The following is an 18,016-nucleotide window of genomic DNA, read 5'->3' on the forward strand; positions in this document are numbered from 1 at the left end:
CGCTGTCGGTTTTGTGATGGAGGGGCGCTCCACCTGTGGGTGGGGCGCCCCCCTTCTGTTCAGTGGTGGTGTCCTGGCGTCGGGCCCGCCGGTCCCAGGTCCGGCGGTACGCAGTAGTCGACGTCGGATTCCGGTGAGATGAGGTCGCCGGATTCGACGTCGGTGCAGTAGGCGTCGAACACCTCGCCCGCGGTCAGGGGCTCGAGGCCTTCGCCGCGCAGCCGCCAGCCGTAGATGCGGTCGCTGGTGCCGGGTGCGCTCGTGCGCATGACGAGTCCGCCGGGGCTCTGGGTGGCGAGGCCGAGGGCGAGGACCGTGGTGAATTCGAGGGCTTCGGCCTCGTCCAGCTGGACGTCTCCGTCGGCGGCCGTGTCCGCGTGGAGGACCGCGACGAGTGTTTCGGGTGCTCCCGAGACGCTGCAGACGAGGTGCCGGTTGCCCGGAGGCGCGGTGTCGAGGATGCGGACGAGGAGGCCGGACGCCCAGGTGAAGGCTGCTCGACCGATGTCCTCGCCGCAGGAGGCGCAGGCGCCGAGGCGGGCCAGGAGTGTGGACGCGTACTCCCATGTGGCCTGGCGGACGGCTTCGTCGATCAGGGCCGGGACGAGGTCGGCCAAGGGGCGGCCGTCGTACGGGATGGTCGGGCCCGTGGCGGCGAGTTCGGCGGTGAAGCGGGTGCGGCTGGACGGGATGTCCGGGTCGAGGCCGGTGTCCGCGCAGAAGTCGGCGTACTCCTCGGGGTCGAACAGGGCGACGCTGGTGTGGCTGCCCTGGGAGGCGCGGGTGCGCAGGAGGGCCTCGACCTGTTGGAGATAGCGGGTGTGGTCGTCGAAGGTGAAGCTGCGGTAGCGGCGCATGGCCCGGAAGTCATGCTCGTCGGTGAGCACGCCGATGGTGCCCGCGATTTCGCGGCGCAGGACGCGTCGCATGGTCTGGTGGTCGGTGTGTGCCATTTTTCCCCCTGTGCACAGTCGATCAATGCTCACTCACAGTAATCGGCGGCACTGACAACGGGGGCGGGCCGGGAATGCCGCCGCCGGCGCGGGGCGTCGGCGGCGGCTTCGGTTCAGGCGCGCTTGCGGGCCAGGTCCTCGTAGAAGTGGAGCAGGTCGAGGTTGTCGATGGAGCCCGGGTTGACTGCCTTGTCCAAGGGGGTGCCCTGGAGCAGCCGCTTGACGGGGACCTCGATGCGCTTGCCGGTGAGGGTGTGCGGGATGCCGGGCACTTCGATGATCTCGTCGGGGATGTGGCGCGGTGAGAGCTGTTCGCGGATCGTCTGCTTGATGCGGGCGAGGAGGTCTTCGTCGAGCGTGGTCCCGGGGGTCAGGTGCACGAAGAGGGGCATCCAGTAGCCGCCGTCGGGCTGTTCGATGCCGATGACGAGGGATTCCTTGATCTCGGGGAGGCGTTCGACGGCTTCGTAGATGTCGGCCGAGCCCATGCGTACGCCCTGGCGGTTGAGCGTCGAGTCGGAGCGGCCGTGGATGACGACGGAGCCTCGGGAGGTGATGGTGATCCAGTCGCCGTGGCGCCACACGCCGGGGTAGGTGTCGAAGTAGCTGTCGTGGTAGCGGCTGCCGTCGGGGTCGTTCCAGAAGTGGATCGGCATCGACGGCATGGGGTTGGTGACGACAAGTTCGCCGACCTCGTCGACGAGGGGTTTTCCGCTGGGGTCCCAGGACTGGAGGTCGGTGCCGAGGCCGGCTGCCTGGAGTTCGCCGATGTGGACGGGGAGGGTCGGGACGGCGCCGGCGAAGCAGGAACAGACGTCGGTGCCGCCGCTGACAGAGGCGATCCAGAGGTCGTCGCGGACCTCGTCGTGCAGCCAGCGGAATCCGTCGGGGGGCAGGGGTGAGCCGGTGGTGGCCACGCACTGGACCTTGGAGAGGTCGAAGTCGCGGCCGGGGTGTACGCCTGCTTTGCGGCAGGCCATGACGTACGCGGCCGAGGTGCCGTAGAGCGTGGCCCCGGTGCGTTCGGCGATCCGCCACTGGGCGCCGGTGTCGGGGTAGCCGGGGCTGCCGTCGTAGAGGACGATCGTCGTGCCGGTGAGCAGGCCGGAGACGAGGAAGTTCCACATCATCCAGCCGGTCGAGGTGTACCAGAAGAATCGGTCCTCGGGGCCGAGGTCGCAGTGCAGGCCGAGTTGTTTGAGGTGTTCGACCAGGATGCCGCCCTGGGACTGGACGATGGCCTTGGGAAGGCCGGTCGTGCCGGAGGAGTAGAGCACCCACAGGGGGTGGTCGAAAGGCACCTGTTCGAAGGCGGGTTCCACGTCGGCGCTCGTCAGGGCGGACCAGTCCAGGGCGCCTTCCGGGGCCTCGGTGCCGAGGAGCGGGATGTGGACGACGGCTCGCAGGGTGGGCAGTTCGCGGCGGAGTTCGGCGACTGTGTCGCGGCGGTCGTGTTCCTTGCCGCCGTAGCGGTAGCCGTCGACGGTGAACAGGACGACGGGTTCGACCTGCTGGAAGCGGTCGAGGACGCTGCGGGCGCCGAAGTCGGGGGCGCAGGAGGTCCAGACGCCGCCGACCGCGGCCGTGGCGAGGAGGGCGACGACAGCCTGCGGGATGTTGGGGAGGTAGCCGCTGACGCGGTCTCCGGGGCGTACGCCGAGCGCGCGGAGTTCGGTCGCGAGGGAGCCGACCTGGCGGCGCAGTTCGGACCAGGTGACCGGGCGTGGCTCGTGGGTCTCGTCGACGTACAGCAGGGCCGGTTCGTCCGCGCGGGTGGTGGCCGCGCGCAGGGCGTGTTCGGCGTAGTTCAGGGTCGCGCCGGGGAACCACTGGGCTCCGGGCATCGAGCGGTCGCCCAGTACGCGCGCGTAGGGGGTGGAGAACCGTACGTCGAACCATTCCGTGACGGCTTTCCAGAAGGTGTCGAGCTCGTCGACCGACCAGCGGTGCAGTGCGGGGTAGGCGCCGTCGGAGGGGGCGCCGTGGTGTTCCGCGGCCCAGGCCTGGAACCTGGTGACCTGTGCCCGTGCGATACGTTCCGGATCGGGCTGCCAGAGCGGCTGGGGGTTCACGGTCGACATGGGGCGGCTCCCGGACTGTGCGCGTCGTGTGCGTCGGCCGCGCACGGGCGGGGGTGTGCGCGTGACGCGGATGACACGGACGATGCCATGTGATCGACTTCTGCACCAGGGTGCGCCCCACATAGTCCGTGTCGTGAAGATGTGGTCCCGGCACGGGTGAACGGCAGTTGAACGACACGCGCGCGTGGGGCGGTCAGTGGCAGGGTGAACAGCATGAACGGTCGTGACCTGGTGCGTTCGATGAAGGCGGTCGGTTCGGCGGGGGCGGCCCAGAGGTTGCGTACCGTACGGGCGGCTTGGCGTACGCGGCGTGCCGATGCCGCCGGGCTGCCGGCGCGGGGGGCCGAGCGTGCGCGCGTGCCCGGTCCGGTGCAGGACGTGGAATCCGGGCCCGGAGGGGGTGTGATCCGGTTCAGCCGTTCCGAGCTGCGGATCACGGTGGCGGTGAACGGGGCGGTGTTCTGGGGCTGGGACGGGGCGGGTCCCGAGCCGTCGTACGCCTTGGCGGGCCGGTCTCCGGAGCCGGACCCGCGGGCGGTCCTGGAGCCGGACAAGGACGGCGGGTGGCGGGTGGTGGCCGAGCGGGCCACGGTCGTCGTCTCACGGCACGGTGCGGTCGAGGTGCAGACGCCCGGCGGGGTGACCCTGCGCCGCGATCTGCCCCCGCGCTGGTGGGAGCCGGTCGACGGGGGTGCGGGGCGCTGGATGCAGCGGTCGGAGGTCTCGGCGGACGCCCGCTTCTTCGGACTGGGCGGGCGGGCCTCGGGGCCGCGGCTGCGGGACGGCACGTACCGGCTGTGGAACACCGACCCCGGCCGTGCCTTCGGTCCGGGTGACGATCCGCTGTACCTGACCATGCCGGTGCAGCTGGTGGTGGCCGACGCGGCCACGCATCTGGTGTTCCACGACACCACGTGGGACGGCACGGTGACCTTGCGGGAGGGCGAGGAGGGTGCCGGTTCCGGGCACGACCGTCCCGGGTCGAGCGAACTGCGGATGTCCGGCGGTCCGTTGCGCTGCTGGGTGACGGTCGGTACTCCCGCGCGCGTGCTGCTCGCCTGGGCCTCGCTGACGGGTGCGCCGGCGCTGCCGCCGGCCTGGGCGCTGGGCTACCAGCACGCGCGGTGGGGGTTCGGGAGCGAGCAGGAGGTGCGGCGGATCGTCACGGGCTATCAGGAGCGCGATCTGCCGTTGGACGCCGTCCATCTGGACATCGACCACTATGACGAGCACCAGGTGTTCACGGTCGACCATGACCGCTTCCCGAAGCTGCCCCGGCTCTCCGCTGATCTGCGGCGGGACGGCGTCCGGTTGGTGTCGATCGTGGACCCTGCGGTCAGGGCTGAGCCCGGCAATGCCGTGTTCGACGCCGGGACGGCCGTGGACGCGTTCGTCCGGGACGGGGCGGGGCAGCTGGTGCGGGGCGAGGTGTGGTCCGGGGAGTCGGTCTTTCCCGACTTCACGCACGCGCGCGTGCGCAAGTGGTGGGGCGGGCTGTACGAGGAGCGGCTCGGTCAGGGGTTCGCCGGCTTCTGGCACGACATGAACGAGCCCACGTCGTTCGCGGCCTTCGGGGAGTCGACGTTGCCGCGTTCGGCTCGGCATGCCCTGGAAGGGCGGGGCGGCGACCATCGTGAGGCGCACAACGTCTATGCGCTGTGCATGGCTCGGGCCGCCTATGAGGGTCTGCGGGAGCTGGCCCCGCAGGAGCGGCCGTTCGTGTTCTCGCGGTCCGGGTGGGCCGGCCTGCAGCGCTACGGAGGCGCCTGGTCCGGTGACGTGGCCACGGGCTGGCCCGGGCTGCGGGCGTCGCTGTCGCTGGTGATGGGGCTGGGGCTGTGCGGAGTGCCGTACTCGGGGCCGGACGTGGGCGGCTTCGACGGGAGTCCGTCGCCCGAGCTGTATCTGCGGTGGTTCCAACTGGGCGCGTATCTGCCGCTGTTCCGCACTCATGCGAGTCTGCGGGCCGGGCGTCGGGAGCCGTGGGAGTTCGGGCCCGCGGTGTTGGAGCACGCGCGCGTGGCGCTCGCGGAGCGTCGGCGGCTGTTGCCGTACTTCATGACGCTGGCGCATCTGGCGCGGCGCACCGGGACGCCCTATGTGCGGCCGTTGTGGTGGGGCATACCGGAGGACCGGGCGCTGCGCGACTGTGAGGACGCCTTCTTGCTGGGTGACTGTCTGCTGGTGGCGCCGGTGCTCGACCCGGGCGCGGACCGGCGTGCCGTGCAGTTGCCGCGGGGGCGTTGGTACGACACGGCGACGGGGCGGGCGTACGACGGGCCGGGGCAGATCCTGGTGGACGCCCCTTTGTCGCGGATTCCGGTGCTCGCGCGCGCGGGTGCCGTCCTTCCCGTGCGTGGGGAGGACGGCGGGCTGGAGCTGGAGGTGTGGGCGCCGGCGCGGGGACGGATCGGTGGCGGGCTGGTCGTGCCGGATGCGGGTGACGGGTGGGATGAGCCGGAGATCGAGCGGTACGTCGCCCGCTGGCAGGGCCGGCGGGTGGTCGTCGAACGGGAGGGTGAGGACGGCGTGAGCGCGCCGCCTCACCCGGTGCGGGTACGAGGCGTCGAGGAGCGCTGAGGCTCAGATGTACCGGCCCTCGAACCAGGCCCGAACCGCGCGCGTGTGCAGGGGGAAGGCGAGTTCCTCGGGCCTGCGCAGGAGGTGCCAGCCTTCCGTCTCGTCCGTCGCGGCGGACGCGGGCAGGCCCTCCGCCGGGCGCTCGGGCAGGGACCCGAACAGCAGGAGGTGCCCGTCGGGTGAGCTCATGGCGTCGACGAGGCGTACGTCGCGGCTCGCCGCGTCGATGCCGGTCTCCTCCTTGAGCTCGCGGACGACGGCCTGGCGCCAGTCCTCACGGTCGTCGATGTAGCCGCCGGGCAGTGCGATGCCCCCGCGCGCGGGGGCGACGGTGCGGGTGATGACGACGAGGCTGGTGCCCTTGGTGTCGTACACGGGCTGGAGGGCCACCGCGACCGGGAGCGGGTTGCGGTAGGCCACGGTGGCGCAGGCGGGGCAGGTGCGGGGCCAACCGGTGACGCCCTCTCCGAAGGGCGCTCCGCAGCTCGAACAGTGGGAGTCGCGCGCGGAGTTGGGGGTGGGGTGCTGAGTTTCGGACACGCGGCGGACTGTATCCGATCATCGGAGGGGCGTCTTCCGGGGGCGGCTCAGTGTTTGCTTGAAAGGGACTTCCAGGACACCGGGAAGTCGAAGTAGGTGTCCGGGTACGGCTCGGGCTTGAAGGTGTAGTGCCACCATTCCTCGGCCAGGTTCACGAAGCCGAGGCCCTCCAGGGTGGACTTGAGCAGGAGCCGGTTGGCGCGCTGTGTGCCCTGGACGCGCGGGTCGAGGGTGTGGGCGAGGGTGTCGAAGCAGTCGAATCCGGTGCCCATGTCGACGGAGTCGTCGGGGAAGCGCTGGTCCTGGGGCGCGTAGCAGGGTACGAGGGGCTCACCGGGGTGGTAGGGCCGGGTCGGCTTCGCGGGCAGCCGCACGATCGTGAGGTCCATGGTCGAGCCGCGGCTGTGACCGGACTTCTCCGCGATGTACCCGTCCGCGAAGAGGCGCGTCTTGTCGACGTTCGGGTAGAACTCGCTCTTCATGGCCTGGTCGTCGAGGTCCTCGGCCCAGCGGACGAAGTGGTCGACCGCGCGTTGCGGGCGGTAGCAGTCGTAGACCTTGAGGCTGTAGCCCTGCTTCAGCAGCTTTCCTTGTGCCTTGTGGAGTGCTTCGGCGGCGGGGCGGGTGAGGATGCACAGGGGTTGCCGATAGCCGTCGATGCGCTCGCCGACGAAGTTGTGGGGGGTGAAGTAGCGCATCTCCTGGATGATCGTCGGGTCCACGGTTCTGAGCGCCACGAAGTCCCCGGGTGCCTTGGGTTCCGGGGTCGCCCGGGCGGTGGTGGAGACGGCGGTCACGGTCAGCAGGGCGGCGAGTGCGGTGCCCAGGCCGCGCAGTGCGCGCGAGAGTCGTGTCATGCCTCTGCCTCTGCCCATCTCAGGTCTCCCGTGACACACTTCTGACGTTCCGTCAGATTAGCTGCCGGGGAGGGATCTTGTCGCGTTCACGCACTCCTGTGGTCGAGGGATGGTTCGGCGGCGAGGGGGACGCGTTCCGTCTGCTGGGCACCCGCTGCTCCGCCTGCGCCGCGGTCTTCTTCCCTCGCGAGGACGTCCATTGCCGCAATCCGCGGTGCGCGGGCGGCGAACTGGTCGAGGTGCCGCTGTCGCGGCGGGGGCGCGTGTGGTCCTACACGGACGGCCGCTACCGGCCTCCGTCACCCTATGTGACCGATCCGGAACTTCCGTGGGAGCCGTACGCGTTGATCGCTGTGGAGCTGGCAGCAGAGCGGCTCGTGGTTCTCGGGCAGGGGGTGCCGGGGCTGGGCGTCGCCGATCTGGCGGTGGGCATGGAGGTGGAGGTCGTGCCCGGCGTGCTCCATGAGGACGCGGAGACGGTGTGGACGACCTGGCAGTGGCGGCCGACGACGGGGGTGAGGTCATGACCGGCGAGGTGGCGGTGCTCGGCGCGGGGATGCATCCCTGGGGCAAGTGGGGGCGCAGTTTCGTCGAGTACGGCGCTACGGCGGCCCGCGCGGCGCTCGCCGACGCCGGGCTGGAGTGGCGGGAGGTCGGCTCGATCGTCGGCGCGGACACGGTGCGTGGTGGTTATCCGGGGTACGTGGCCGGGGCGACGTTCGCCAAGGCGCTGGGCTGGCAGGGGACTCGGGTCACGAGCGTGTACGCGGCGTGCGCTTCAGGGGCGCAGGCGGTCAACACCGCGCGGGCGCAGATCCTTTCGGGGCTGGCGGACGTGGTGCTCGTGGTGGGGGCCGACGCGGCGCCCAAGGGGTTCTTCCGGCCCGCCGGCGGGGATCGGCCCGACGACCCCGACTGGCTGCGTTTCCGGGTGCTCGGGGCGACCAATCCGACGTACTTCGGGCTGTACGCACGGCGGCGGATCGCCGTCCACGGGGACACGTTGGAGGACTTCGCGCAGGTCAAGGTGAAGAACTCGGCCATGGGCGCGCTGAATCCGTACGCGCGCTACCGCAAGCGGGTCACCGGTGAGGAGGTCGCCGCCTCGGCGGTGGTCGCCGATCCGCTGCGGCTGCTCGACATCTGCGCGACCTCGGACGGTGGTGCCGCGTTGGTGCTGTCCAGCATGGAGTTCGCGCGTCGCCATGGCGTGGCGGAGCCGGTGCGCATCCGCGCGGTGTCGACGGTGACGCCGCGGTACCCCAACACCGTGCTGGATCTGCCCGACATCGCGACGGACTCCGCGGTGGCGGTGGAGCCGGCCGCGCGGACGTTCCGGGAGTCGATCGCGGGGGCCGCCTACGAGGAGGCGGGTATCGGCCCTGAGGATCTCTCCCTGGCCGAGGTCTACGACCTGTCCACCGCCCTGGAGTTGCAGTGGTACGAGGATCTCGGGCTGTGCGGTGCGGGTGAGGGGGCCAAACTGTTGCGGGAGGGTGCCACGAGCCTCGACGGGCGGATACCCGTGAACCCGAGCGGAGGGCTGGCGTCCTTCGGGGAGGCCGTGCCGGCGCAGGCGATCGCCCAAGTGTGCGAGCTCACCTGGCAGTTGCGGGGCGCCGCGGGCGACCGGCAGGTGGCCGGGGCCCGGGTGGGGATCACGGCGAACCAGGGTCTGTTCGGGCACGGGTCGGCGGTGATCGCGGTGCGGTGAGGCGGAGTCGTACAGGGGCACCGCAAGGGCTTTCCCGTACGCTGCGTGATCACCTCGGAATCCTGCGTGAACGTCTCATGAACTGCGCTCGGGCGTGCGCCCGCGGCGCCATCATGCTCCCGTGCCCTCCTGGACGGATACTCTCCGCTTCGCCTTCCAACCGGTGGTCAACCTGGCGACCGGCGCGGTCGCGGGGCTGGAGATACTCGCCCGCCCGGAGACCGGCGACGTCCTCGCCGAGGCCCGTCGAGATCCGGAACTCGACGGCAGGCTGGCGGTCTCGGCGGTCCGCGCGGCCGCGCGCAAGGAGACGTTGCTTCCGCTGCACGTCAACGTGTTCGCGGCGACCCTCGCCGACCTCGGCGGGCTCACTCCGCTGCACACCGCGGTGCGGGAGGCGGGCAGGCTGCCGTGGGAGGTGACGATCGACATCTCGCCGCCGTACACGCACGTGCCGCACCAGGCGCTCCTGGAGGCCGTGGGGGCGCTGCGCGGCCAGGGTTTCCGGATCAGTGCGGACGGGGTCGGGGACGGCGACGTACCGCTGCGGCTGCTGACGGACCTGGCGCCCGACCTCGTGAAGCTCGACGCGTCCCTGCTCGCCCGGCCCGCGGCGGTGCGGGCGATGCGCACGCTGTGCGAGCAGCTCGGGGCGCTGTTGTCGGTGGAGGGGGTGGAGACGGAACGGCAGTGCGCGGCCGCGGTGGCGGCCGGTGCGCAGCTGGCGCAGGGCGAGTTGTTCGCGCCGCCGGCCCGGCTGCCCGCCGCGGACGTATACGTTCCGCCCCGCTCCCCCGGTGTCGCCTCGCTGCCGCGGTCGGGGCCTTCGGTGCGGCAGTTCGTGCGGCCCGCCGCGCTGCTGCCCGTCACCGCGTCGGCGGGCCATGTGCGGGCGCTGCTGACCGGGTCGCCGGAGGTGTCCGGGGTGCTGCTGGTGGACGCGCACGGGGTGCCGGTCCGCTCGGTGCATCGGTCCCGGTTTCTGCTGTCGATGTCCGGTCGGTACGGGCACGCGCTCTACGCCGACCGGCCCGCCGCCAAGCTGGGCGACGCGCCGCGCACGGTGGGGGTGGACGCCACCGCGTGGGAGGTCCTGGACGTGGTGGCGGTCGGCGGGCGGGACCGTACGTCCGACGATGTGGCCGTCGTGGACCACTACGGCCGGTGCGTGGGCGTCGTACGTCTCGCGGACCTGGTGCGGGCGCTGGCCGAGTCCCGGGTGGAGGAGGCGGCCGGGCTCAATCCGCTGACCCGGCTGCCGGGTTCGGACGCGATCACCGGCGAGGTGGACCGGCGGATCGCGGACGGGCGGGCGTTCGCGCTGAGCTGGCTGGACGTGGACCACTTCAAGCAGGTCAACGACGGGGCCGGCTTCGCGGCGGGCGACGAGCTGATCCGGTCGGTGGGGCGGGCGTTGCAGCGTGCGGCGTCCGACAGCACGCGCGTGGGGCACATCGGGGGCGACGACTTCCTGGTCCTGGCCGATCCGGAGGGGCTGGATCCGCTGGTCGCGTCCGTGCTGGACGCGTCCTGGTCGGCGGGCGGTCGTCCCGTGTCGTTGTCCCTGGCCACGGTGGTGTGCGCACCGGGCAGCATCACGGACCACCGGCAGGCGGCCGCGTGTCTCGCGCCGCTGAAGAAGGCCGCGAAGTCATTGCGCGGGGCGAGTTGGGTCCTGGGGCACGCCGGTCTGCCCGGGCACGAGATCCGGCGCGGCGCGGACACTGCCGCCGCCCCGGCGGGATTCCCCGGCTCGCGCTGAGCGCCGCTCCCCCGCGTGTCGGCGGGTCGCCCTGAACCGTTGCCGTCCGCGTCCTTGACGCCCCCTGGACACCGGTGAACACTTCCGATGTCAGTCGACATCGCCGTACATTCTCGGCGTATCCACGCACTGCGCCATGCGGGCACAGCTGCTCCAAGGCCCGTCCCCCACGGGCGATTCGACTGCGACGGCACGCTCGTCACGGATGCCGGGCGGGGCGCGGGACCTCCTCGTCCCCGGCTGAAGTCGCCGTGGGAAACGCACCCTGCACGGAAGACCGGGGTCGAACACCCCGGGCCGGGGCCAAGGAGCCGCCATGAGCAACGGAGACATATTCGTCGGTGAGATCATCGGCACCGCGATCCTGATCCTGTTCGGCGCCGGAGTGGTCGCCGCCGTCGTACTGAACGACTCGAAGGCGAAGGACGCGGGCTGGGTGGTCATCGCGTTCGGCTGGGGTTTCGGCGTGCTGGCCGGGGCCTACACCGCGGCGCCGCTGTCCGGAGGCCATCTCAATCCGGCGGTGACGATCGGCATCGCTGTCGACACCGGTGACTGGGACAAGGTGCCGATCTACATCGCGGGGCAGATGGTCGGCGCCATTCTCGGCGCGGTGCTGTGCTGGCTGACGTACTTCGCGCAGTTCCAGGCCAACGCCGACGAGGACAAGGCCCAGCCGACGCTGGGGATCTTCTCCACGGCACCCGCGATCCGCAATCCCGTGGCGAACCTCGTCACCGAGATCATCGCGACCATGGGGCTGGTGCTGCCCATCCTGGCGTTCGGCCTGACCAAGGGGCTCGGCGAGTCCGGCACCGCGATCCTCATCGTCGCGTTCCTCGTGACCGGCATCGGCCTGTCCCTCGGCGGCCCCACGGGCTACGCCATCAACCCGGCCCGTGACCTGGGCCCGCGCCTCACCCACGCCTTGCTCCCGATCCCCAACAAGGGCACCTCGGACTGGGGTTACGCGTGGATCCCGGTGGTGGGACCGCTGATCGGCGGCGCACTGTCCGGGCTCATCTTCAACGCAGCCTTCTGAAGGAACCGACGAAGGGGACGTCATGACGGACAAGTTCGTCGCCGCTATCGACCAGGGCACCACGTCCAGCCGCTGCATCGTCTTCAACCAGGACGGCGCCATCGTCGCCGTCGACCAGCGCGAGCACCGCCAGATCTTCCCCAAGCCCGGCTGGGTGGAGCACGACGCCACCGAGATCTGGTCCAAGGTGCAGGCGGTGGTGGCCGGGGCGCTCGCCAAGGCCGGGCTGCGCGCCGACCAGCTCAGCGCGCTCGGCATCACCAACCAGCGTGAGACGACGGTCCTGTGGGACCGCGCGACCGGCAAGCCGGTGCACAACGCCATCGTGTGGCAGGACACCCGGACCGCGGCGCTGACCAACCAACTCGGCGGCTCCGACGGGCAGGACCGCTTCCGGGAGCAGACCGGGCTGCCGCTCGCCACCTACTTCTCCGGCCCGAAGGCGGCCTGGCTGCTCGACAACGTGCCCGGGCTGCGCGCGCGGGCCGAGAACGGCGAGATCGCCTTCGGCACCATCGACTCCTGGCTCATCTGGAACCTCACCGGCGGCACGGACGGCGGCCGGCACGTCACCGACGTGACCAACGCCGGCCGCACCATGCTGATGAACCTCGAAACCCTCCAGTGGGACCAGTCCATCCTCTCCGCCATGAACGTCCCCGACGCCGTCCTCCCCGAGATCAGGTCCTCGGCCGAGGTGTACGGCACCGCGGTCGGCCAACTCGCGGGCGTGCCCGTGGCGTCGGCGCTGGGCGACCAGCAGGCGGCCGTGTTCGGACAGGCCTGCTACGACGTGGGTACGGCGAAGAACACCTACGGCACGGGCTCCTTCCTGCTGCTCAACACGGGCAACCGGCCGGTGCCGTCGAAGAGCGGCCTGCTGACGACGATGGGCTACAAGATCGGGAGTGAGGCGCCGGTCTACTGCCTGGAGGGGTCCATCGCGATAACGGGTGCCCTCGTCCAGTGGTTCCGGGACCAGCTCGGCATCATCCGCACCGCCGACGAGATCGAACCGCTGGCCGCGAGCGTGGAGGACAACGGCGGTGCCTACATCGTGCCCGCCTTCTCCGGGCTGTTCGCGCCCTATTGGCGCTCCGACGCGCGCGGGGTCGTCACCGGCCTCACCCGGTACGTCACCAAGGCCCATCTCGCGCGCGCGGTCCTGGAGGCGACGAGCTGGCAGACGCGTGAGGTCGTGGACGCCATGTTCCAGGACTCCGGGGTGCACATCACGACCCTGAAGGTCGATGGCGGCATGACCAAGAACAACCTGCTCATGCAGCACCAGGCGGACGTCCTCGACGTGCCGGTGGTCCGGCCGAAGGTGTCGGAGACGACCTGTCTGGGCGCCGCGTACGCGGCCGGGCTGGCCACCGGGGTGTGGAACGACCTCGACGAGCTCAAGTCGCACTGGCAGAAGGACGTCGAGTGGACGCCGTCGATGGAGGCCTCGGTGCGGGACCGTGAGTACCACAACTGGCGCAAGGCCGTGGAGAAGAGCTTCGGCTGGGAGGAAGACGGGGCGAACTAGCCGCACGCGCGCGTGCGGTCGTAGAACCGGCCTCACGCGCGTGCGGCCGTGAGCGCGGCCCGTACCCCGGTCGGCGGGGGTACGGGCCGTTCCCGTGTCAGTTGTCGGCTGTCAGCTCGTGACGGCGGCTGTCAGCTGTCGGCTGTCAGCTCGTGACGGCGGCCTGGCGGCGCTCCGCCGCTTGCGCCATCGCGTGCCGGACGACACCGATGAGGACCTCCTTGACCGACTCGCGGTCCCGGGCGTCGCACAGCACCAGCGGCACGTCCACGTCGAGGTCGAGGGCTTGGCGGACGTCCTCGGTCGGGTAACGGGCCGCTCCCTCGAAGCAGTTGACGCCGACGACGAAGGGTATGGAGCGCCGCTCGAAGTAGTCGATCGCGGCGAAGCTGTCCTCCAGGCGGCGTGTGTCGGCGAGGACGACGGCTCCGAGGGCGCCCTCGGAGAGCTCGTCCCACATGAACCAGAACCGCTCCTGGCCAGGTGTGCCGAAGAGGTACAGCACCAGGTCCTCGCGCAGTGTGATGCGCCCGAAGTCCATGGCCACGGTGGTCGTGCGCTTGCCCTCCACGCCGCTGATGTCGTCGACCGGGCGTCCTGCCTCGGTGAGCAGCTCCTCGGTGCGCAGCGGCCTGATCTCGCTGACCGCGCCCACGAGCGTGGTCTTGCCCACGCCGAAGCCGCCGGCCACGAGGATCTTGAGCGTGACGGGCTCGACCGGGGGCTTTCCGCGCTCAGAACGCCCGAAGATCATTGATCTCTTCTCCTGCTGGGTGGGGGTGGGGCGACGGTGGGCCGTAGCCTCCACCGCCGGGGGTTTCGATGACAAGTACGTCGCCGGGTTCGACGTCGGCCGTGTCGCTGCCGCCGAGCACGGTGACCGTCCCGTCGGCGCGCTCCACGCGGTTGCCGCCCAGCGCACCGGGTTCGCCGCCAGCCATGCCGTACGGCGGGACCCGGCGGTGCTGGGACAGCGTGGAGACGGTCATGGGTTCCAGGAAGCGGATGCGGCGCACCGCGCCGTCGCCGCCGCGCCAGCGTCCGGCGCCGCCGCTGCACTCCCGGACGGCGAACTCGTCGAGCCGGACGGGCAGTCGCCACTCCAGGACCTCGGGGTCGGTGAGCCGCGAGTTGGTCATGTGGGTCTGGACGGCGGGTGCGCCCGGGAAGCCGTCGCCCGCGCCGGAGCCGGACGCGATCGTCTCGTAGTACTGGTGGCGGGCGTTGCCGAAGGTCACGTTGTTCATGGTCCCGGAGCCCTCGGCCTGGACGCCGAGCGCCGCGTAGAGGGCGCCGGTGATGGCCTGCGAGGTCTCGACGTTGCCGGCGACGACCGCGGCGGGTGGCTCGGGCGCGAGCATCGAGCCGGGCGGCACGATGATCCGCAGGGGGCGCAGGCAGCCGTCGTTGAGGGGGATGTCGTCGGCGACGAGGGTGCGGAAGACGTACAGCACCGCGGCGTTGACCACCGCGAACGGGGCGTTGAAGTTGCTGTCCAGCTGCGCGGACGTGCCCGTGAAGTCGACGGTCGCGGAGCGGTTCTCGCGGTCCACGCGCACGCGTACCCGGATCATGGCGCCGGAGTCGGTCTCGTAGGCATATTCACCGTCGTCCAACGTGTCCACGACCCGGCGCACCGCTTCCTCGGCGTTGTCCTGGACGTGTCGCATGTACGCCTGGACGACGTCGAGTCCGAACGTCTCGATCATGCGGGTGACTTCGTCGACGCCCTTGCGGTTGGCGGCGATCTGGGCCCGCAGGTCGGCGAGGTTGGTCCTCGGGTTGCGGGAGGGGTAGCGCGTCTCCGTGAGCAGGCGGAGGGTCTCCTCCTCGCGGAAGCGGCCGTTCTCGGCGAGGAGCCAGTTGTCGAAGAGGATGCCCTCCTCCTCGATGCTGCGGCTGTCGGCCGGCATGGAGCCCGGGGCGATGCCGCCGATCTCTGCGTGGTGGCCGCGGGAGGCGACGTAGAAGAGGATCTCGCGGTCACTCTCCGTGTCTTCGGGGTCCGGCGCGCCGAAGACCGGGGTGATCACCGTGACGTCCGGCAGGTGGGTGCCGCCGTGGTACGGGTCGTTGACGGCGTAGGTGTCGCCCGGTCGCATGCCCGAGCCGCGGCGTCGGATGACCTCCTTGACACTGGTGCCCATCGAGCCCAGGTGGACGGGGATGTGCGGGGCGTTGGCCACCAGGTTTCCGTCCGGGTCGAAGAGCGCGCAGGAGAAGTCGAGACGTTCCTTGATGTTGACGGACTGGGCCGTGGACTCCAGTCGGGCGCCCATCTGTTCGGCGATGGACATGAACAGGTTGTTGAAGACCTCAAGAAGAACCGGGTCGACTCTCGTGTCGAGATCGGAACTCTGCGTAACCGCCACGCGTTCCATGACCAGATGCCCGTCGTCTCGCGCCACGGCCCGCCAGCCGTCGTCGACGACGGTCGTGGCACTGGCCTCGGTGATGATCGCCGGGCCGGTGACGGTCTCGCCGGGAGGCAGGTCCTCGCGGCGGTGGAGGGGTACGTCGCGCCAGGTGCCGCCCGTGTGGAGGCGGACGGTCTCGGGGGCGGCGGGGCGGCCTTCGTACGGGGCGAGGGCCGACAGATCGGGGGGTTGAGTGATGCCGGTGGCTTCCACGGAGAGGGCTTCGACGACGATCGGGCGGTCGAGCGTGAAGGAGTACGTGGCGCGATGACGTGCTTCGAAAGCGTCGCGCATCGCGGCGGGTTCGGTCAGCTCGACGGTGAGGGTGGTGTCGGTGCCGTCGTAGCGGAGTTGGGCGCGCCGGGTGATCCGGACGCGGTCCTCGGGGACGTCCTCGGCGAGGAGTTCGGCGCGGGCGGCGCTCTCCAGGTCGTCCGCGGTCTTGCGGACGCCCGGCATCGAGGCGGCCTCCAGAGGTGCCTCGACGGACTGTTCGCGCATGGCGGTGGTGTCGGCGAGGCCGATGCCGAGCGCGGAGAGGACCCCGGCCATGGGAGGTACGAGGACGGTGCGCATGCCGAGCGAGTCGGCGACCATGCAGGCGTGCTGGCCGCCGGCTCCACCGAAGGTGGTGAGCGCGTAGCGGGTGACGTCGTGGCCCTTCTGGACGGAGATCCGCTTGACGGCGTTGGCGATGTTGGCGACCGCGATCTGGAGGTAGCCCTCGGCGACCTGTTCGGGGGTGCGGTCGTCGCCGGTCCGTTCGCGGATCTCGCGCGTGAGGGCGGCGAAGCGGTCGCGGACGAGTTCCGCGTCCAGGGGCTGGTCGCCGTCGGGGCCGAACACCCTGGGGAAATGGGCGGGTTGGATGCGGCCGAGCATCACGTTGGCGTCGGTGACGGCGAGCGGCCCGCCCGCGCGGTAGCAGGCGGGGCCCGGGTCCGCGCCCGCCGAGTCGGGCCCTACGCGGTAGCGGGAGCCGTCGAAGTGGAGGACCGAACCGCCGCCGGCGGCGACGGTGTGGATGTCGAGCATGGGCGCGCGCAGCCGGACTCCGGCGATCTGCGTGGTGAAGACCCGTTCGTACTCGCCCGCGTAGTGCGAGACGTCGGTCGACGTGCCGCCCATGTCGAAACCGATGACCTGGTCGAAGCCCGCGAGCTGGGACATCCGGGCCATGCCGACGATGCCACCGGCGGGCCCGGACAGGATGGCGTCCTTGCCGCGGAACTGACCGGCCTCGGTGAGACCGCCGTTGGACTGCATGAACATCAGCCGCACACCGTCGAGTTCACCGGCGACCCGCTCGACGTACCGGCGCAGCACGGGCGAGAGGTAGGCGTCGACGACGGCGGTGTCCCCGCGCGGGACGAGCTTCATCAGGGGGCTGACCTCGCTGGAGAGCGAGATCTGCGGGAATCCGATGCGGGCGGCGAGTGCGCCGACGGCCTGTTCGTGGGCGGGGTGGAGGTGGCTGTGCATGCAGACGACGGCGACCGCGCGGATCCCGTCGTCGTAGGCCCGCTGAAGGGGCTCGGCGAGGGCGTCCAGGTCGGGGGCGCGCAGGACGGTGCCGTCGGCGGCGATGCGTTCGTCGACCTCGATCACGCGCTCGTGGAGCAGTTCGGGCAGTTCGATGCGGCGGGCGAAGATGCGGGGCCGGTTCTGGTAGGCGATGCGCAGGGCGTCGCGGAAGCCACGGGTGACGATCAGGAGGGTGCGCTCGCCCTTGCGCTCCAGCAGGGCGTTGGTGGCGACGGTGGTGCCCATGCGGACGGCTTCCACCGGGTCCTGGGAGCCGCCCAGGAGGTGGGCCACGCCGGTGACGGCCGCGTCGGCGGCCGGGGTCTCGTCCCCCGGGGCGAGCCGGGAGCGGGACGGGGTGGGGCTGTCGGAGAGGACTTTGTGGGTGAGCAGCCGGCCGTCCGGGCGGCGCGCGACGATGTCGGTGAAGGTGCCGCCCCGGTCGACCCAGAACTGCCAGCCTGTCGTCACGTCCGTCTCCCCGATCGTGCTGTTCGGCACCGTGTCCGCGGGCCGGCGGCGGGCCGCCCGCGGAGGTCGTCGACGATCAGTCGGATCCTATCGGGAGGGCTGGGCCGGCGCCCGCCCGCTCCGCGCGGGCAGGGCGTTGCCTCACAACGCCCGGAGGCCGTTGATCACGTCCCGCAGGATGCTCTCGTCCGGCAGCTCCGCGGGCGGCACGGGCCGGTTCACATGGACGAACTCCGCGTCCACGAGGTCACCGATGAGAACCCGCACCACGCCGATGGGCAGGTCGAGTTCGGAGGACAGCTCGGCGACCGACTGCGGGGTCTCGCGGCACAGGTCGACGATGTCCACATGCTCCGGGGACAGCGAGTGGTCGCGTTCCGGGTCGTCCGCCTGGGGCTCCGTGACGACCACCGCGATGAGGTCCAGGCGGTGCTGGGCCGCACTGGTGGTGCGGCCGCGCGTCATGGCGTACGGACGGACGACCGGTCCGGCCTCGTCGTCGAACCAGTGACTTCTTCCCTGACCGTCAGTGCTCATGTCA

13 protein-coding genes are annotated in these 18,016 nt (G+C 71.1%); 6 read left to right on the forward strand and 7 right to left on the reverse strand.

Features of this window, described 5'->3' with window-relative positions:
• Nucleotides 1–59 precede the first annotated feature (59 nt).
• Nucleotides 60–953: a hypothetical protein gene (locus EJC51_RS09485; RefSeq protein ID WP_126270665.1), complete on the reverse strand. Its 894-nt coding sequence runs from the start codon at nucleotides 951–953 to the stop codon at nucleotides 60–62.
• Nucleotides 954–1,066: 113 nt separating this feature from the next.
• On the reverse strand, nucleotides 1,067–3,034 hold the full coding sequence (locus EJC51_RS09490; RefSeq protein ID WP_126270666.1) for an acetoacetate--CoA ligase: 1,968 nt from the start codon (nucleotides 3,032–3,034) through the stop codon (nucleotides 1,067–1,069).
• 213 nt (nucleotides 3,035–3,247) lie between these two features.
• Between EJC51_RS09490 and EJC51_RS09495 the strand changes: the two genes are divergently transcribed.
• The gene (locus EJC51_RS09495) at nucleotides 3,248–5,614 is read left to right on the forward strand and encodes a glycoside hydrolase family 31 protein (RefSeq protein WP_126270667.1); all 2,367 of its coding nucleotides are present in this window, start codon (nucleotides 3,248–3,250) and stop codon (nucleotides 5,612–5,614) included.
• A gap of 3 nt (nucleotides 5,615–5,617) precedes the next feature.
• On the opposite strand, the gene EJC51_RS09500 is transcribed toward EJC51_RS09495, so the two are convergent.
• Nucleotides 5,618–6,154 (reverse strand): NUDIX domain-containing protein, encoded by a 537-nt coding sequence (locus tag EJC51_RS09500; RefSeq protein ID WP_126270668.1) that lies wholly within the window; start codon nucleotides 6,152–6,154, stop codon nucleotides 5,618–5,620.
• Between the two features lie 47 nt (nucleotides 6,155–6,201).
• Nucleotides 6,202–7,011 (reverse strand): M15 family metallopeptidase, encoded by an 810-nt coding sequence (locus EJC51_RS09505; protein WP_126270669.1) that lies wholly within the window; start codon nucleotides 7,009–7,011, stop codon nucleotides 6,202–6,204.
• Between the two features lie 98 nt (nucleotides 7,012–7,109).
• Between EJC51_RS09505 and EJC51_RS09510 the strand changes: the two genes are divergently transcribed.
• From EJC51_RS09510 to glpK, 5 genes are all read left to right on the forward strand, one after another.
• Entirely contained in the window at nucleotides 7,110–7,538 is a 429-nt protein-coding gene (locus EJC51_RS09510; protein WP_126276885.1) for a Zn-ribbon domain-containing OB-fold protein, read from the forward strand.
• Nucleotides 7,535–8,725, forward strand: coding sequence for a lipid-transfer protein (locus EJC51_RS09515; RefSeq protein ID WP_126276884.1), 1,191 nt, complete (start codon nucleotides 7,535–7,537; stop codon nucleotides 8,723–8,725). Before EJC51_RS09510 ends, EJC51_RS09515 begins: the two co-directional genes overlap by 4 nt.
• Before the next feature lie 121 nt (nucleotides 8,726–8,846).
• Nucleotides 8,847–10,487 (forward strand): GGDEF domain-containing protein, encoded by a 1,641-nt coding sequence (locus EJC51_RS09520; protein WP_126270670.1) that lies wholly within the window; start codon nucleotides 8,847–8,849, stop codon nucleotides 10,485–10,487.
• Nucleotides 10,488–10,803: 316 nt separating this feature from the next.
• On the forward strand, nucleotides 10,804–11,529 hold the full coding sequence (locus tag EJC51_RS09525; RefSeq protein ID WP_126270671.1) for an MIP/aquaporin family protein: 726 nt from the start codon (nucleotides 10,804–10,806) through the stop codon (nucleotides 11,527–11,529).
• A 22-nt stretch (nucleotides 11,530–11,551) separates the two neighbouring features.
• Entirely contained in the window at nucleotides 11,552–13,063 is a 1,512-nt protein-coding gene (gene glpK / locus EJC51_RS09530) for a glycerol kinase GlpK (protein WP_126270672.1), read from the forward strand.
• A gap of 145 nt (nucleotides 13,064–13,208) precedes the next feature.
• Here the strand turns inward: glpK and EJC51_RS09535 are convergent, their stop codons facing one another.
• The 3 genes from EJC51_RS09535 to EJC51_RS09545 form a co-directional block, all read right to left on the reverse strand.
• Entirely contained in the window at nucleotides 13,209–13,817 is a 609-nt protein-coding gene (locus EJC51_RS09535) for a GTP-binding protein (protein WP_126270673.1), read from the reverse strand.
• Nucleotides 13,798–17,475, reverse strand: coding sequence for a hydantoinase B/oxoprolinase family protein (locus EJC51_RS09540; RefSeq protein WP_126270674.1), 3,678 nt, complete (start codon nucleotides 17,473–17,475; stop codon nucleotides 13,798–13,800). Before EJC51_RS09540 ends, EJC51_RS09535 begins: the two co-directional genes overlap by 20 nt.
• A 141-nt stretch (nucleotides 17,476–17,616) precedes the next feature.
• Nucleotides 17,617–18,012, reverse strand: coding sequence for a DUF742 domain-containing protein (locus EJC51_RS09545; RefSeq protein WP_126270675.1), 396 nt, complete (start codon nucleotides 18,010–18,012; stop codon nucleotides 17,617–17,619).
• Nucleotides 18,013–18,016 lie beyond the last annotated feature (4 nt).

It is taken from the genome of Streptomyces aquilus (assembly GCF_003955715.1).
GTDB classification, from domain to species: Bacteria; Actinomycetota; Actinomycetes; order Streptomycetales; family Streptomycetaceae; genus Streptomyces; species Streptomyces aquilus.